This is a genomic window from Sandarakinorhabdus oryzae, assembly GCF_009733735.1.
Classification (GTDB): Bacteria; Pseudomonadota; Alphaproteobacteria; order Sphingomonadales; family Sphingomonadaceae; genus Sandarakinorhabdus; species Sandarakinorhabdus oryzae.
Map to the genome: position 1 here is coordinate 1 of NZ_WNJP01000267.1, position 2,540 is coordinate 2,540.

At 65.3% G+C, this 2,540-nt stretch carries 2 protein-coding genes; both read left to right on the forward strand.

Features of this window, described 5'->3' with window-relative positions; all coding sequences use genetic code 11:
• Positions 1-303 precede the first annotated feature (303 nt).
• Positions 304-1,422: an FtsH protease activity modulator HflK gene (gene hflK / locus GJ693_RS15375; protein ID WP_156257122.1), complete on the forward strand. Its 1,119-nt coding sequence runs from the start codon at positions 304-306 to the stop codon at positions 1,420-1,422.
• 17 nt (positions 1,423-1,439) lie between these two features.
• On the forward strand, positions 1,440-2,288 hold the full coding sequence (hflC, locus tag GJ693_RS15380; RefSeq protein ID WP_156257123.1) for a protease modulator HflC: 849 nt from the start codon (positions 1,440-1,442) through the stop codon (positions 2,286-2,288).
• Positions 2,289-2,540 lie beyond the last annotated feature (252 nt).

Below are 2,540 nucleotides of genomic sequence, written 5' to 3' on the forward strand. Positions count from 1 at the left end.
CAGCCGTTCGGCGGCGGTGCGATCAAGGCCATCGACGGCGAGCACCAGCCCGGCGGTGCCATCGGGTTTCACCACCAGCCCGGCGGCGCGGCCGGTGCTGGCCACGCTGCCGCCGCCGGCCGGATCGGCCACGCTGGCCAGGGCGGTCATCACATCGTCTTTCACGGCCATTGGCCCATTCTTCCTTGCAGTCGTGGCCATTACCGCCGACAAATGTCGCTGCGGTGCCGCATGCACTCGCAATCCCTGTTCGGGGTTCGTATATAGTGGTTTCAACCAGTCTGATAAGGTCTCAACCAGTCCATGCCGTGGCAGAACAATGGTGAAGGTGGCGGCAATGGTCCGTGGAACGCCGAGGGGGATGAACCCGCGGCCGACACGCCCGCCAGGAAGCCCGAGAACCGCCCCGTCAATCCGTGGGGTGAAGGCCCGCCGCGGCGCCCGATGGGCAAGCCCGGACCGGGGCGTGGCGGCGAATTCGATGATCTGATCCGGCGCAGCCAGGAACGGCTGAAGAGCCAGTTTGGCGGCGGTTCCGGCGGCGGCGATGGCGGCTTTGATCTGGGTGACGGGCGCTGGCTGCTGTGGGCCGGCGGTGCCATCCTGGCGGCGTGGGTCGTGCTTTCCAGCTATTATTCGGTGGACGCGCAGTCAGCCGCCGTGGTGCAGCGCTTTGGCCGCTATGTCGAAACCACCGGTCCGGGCGTGCACCTGAAGCTGCCGTGGCCGATCGACAGCGTCGAACTGCGCAAGGTGGAGCAGATCAACATCATCGACATCTCGTCGAGCGAAGGCGCCAACGAGAATCTGATGCTGACCGGCGACCAGAATATCATCAACCTCGCCTATACGGTGCGGTGGAAGATCCGGAATCCCGAGAATTATCTCTATGAACTCGCCGATCCGGAAAAGACCGTGCGCGAAGTGGCGGAAAGCGCGATGCGCGCCGAGATCAGCCGCGCCTCGCTGAACGACGCGCTCGGGCCGCAGCGCGCGCAGATCGCCGACCAGGTGCGCGAACGCATGCAGGAACTGCTCGATAGCTATCACAGCGGCGTTGACGTGCGCGGCGTCGACATCAAGCAGGCTGATCCGCCCGCCGCCGTCGATGATGCCTTCAAGGATGTGTCTGCGGCGCAGCAGGATGCGCAGCAATATCTCAATCGCGCCCGCACCTATGCCCAGGCGCTGGTGGCCAAGGCGCAGGGCGATGCGGCGGCGTTTGACGCGGTCTATGCGCAATATCGCCTGGCGCCGGAAGTGACGCGCAAGCGCATGTATCTGGAAACCATGGAGCGCGTGTTGTCGAAGGTGGAAAAGACCGTGGTCGATGCCCCCGGCGTCGCCCCCTATCTGCCCTTGCCGGAAGTGCGGCGGCGCGGCGCAGTCGCCCCGGCCGAACCGGCTGCGGCGCAGCGGTAAGGGAAAGGATCAGCATCATGGCCACCCTCACCCGCAATCCCGCCCTGCTCGCCGGCGTCGGCTTTGCCGCCGTCGTGCTGGCGATGAGCAGTTTCTACACCGTGCCGGAAACCAAGCAGGCCGTCGTGCTGCGCCTGGGCAAGCCGGAGCGCATCGTCAACGAATATGATCCCAAGGCGCGCTTTGGCGAAACCGGCGCCGGCCTGACCGTGAAGGTGCCGTTCATCGAGGACGTCAAGTTCGTCGACAAGCGCATCATGGATCTCGACATGGATGCGCAGACGGTGCTTTCGACCGACCAGCTGCGGCTGGTGGTGGATGCCTTCGCGCGGTTCCGCATCGTCAACCCGCAGCGCATGGTGGAAACCGTGGGCACGGAACAGAACGCCGCCGACGCGCTGAAGCGGATCCTGGCGTCCAAACTGCGCAACGAACTGGGCAAGCAGCCGTTTGCCGCGCTGCTTTCCCCGGAACGCGGCCAGCTGATGGATGATATCCAGTCCACGGTGAACAGCCAGGCCAAGCAATATGGCGCCGAGATCGTGGACGTGCGCATCAAGCGCGCCGATCTGCCATCGGGCACACCGCTCGATTCGGCCTATCTGCGCATGCGTTCGGCCCGCCAGCAGGAGGCCGCCACCATCCGCGCCCAGGGCAACAAGCAGGCGCAATTGGTGCAGGCCGAAGCCGATGCCAGCGCCGCCCGCATCTATGCCGACAGTTTCGGCAAGGATCCGGAATTCTATGCCTTCTACCGCGCCATGCAGGCCTATCGCACGACGTTCGAGGATGGCACCGCCACGGTCGTGCTGGGGCCGAACAATGAATTCCTGCGCGAATTCGAAGGCCGGAAGGGCAACCGCTAAGGATCCGATGCGCTTCGGCTTCGTTCATGCACGGTTAGGCGTGTTGCTTGCATAGACCAGACGGGCTCATCAGCAACCGCATTGCAACCAGAAAGACACTCATGCCGTCAAAGATCGTTCGTAACCTGATCCCCGCTGCCGTGCTGGTCACTGGTCTGGCCGCCATCGCGGTCGCCCAGGCCCCCGCGCCGCAGCCGGCGCAGAATGCCGTCGCCCCGGCCGTGGCGATCATGCCGCCCGGCGGCGCGCCGC

What these genes read in the sequence shown, in the direction of transcription:
- hflK (WP_156257122.1), top strand. Translation starts at nt 304, where the DNA reads ATGCCGTGGCAGAACAATGGTGAAGGTGGCGGCAATGGTCCGTGGAAC.
- hflC (WP_156257123.1), top strand. Translation starts at nt 1,440, where the DNA reads ATGGCCACCCTCACCCGCAATCCCGCCCTGCTCGCCGGCGTCGGCTTT.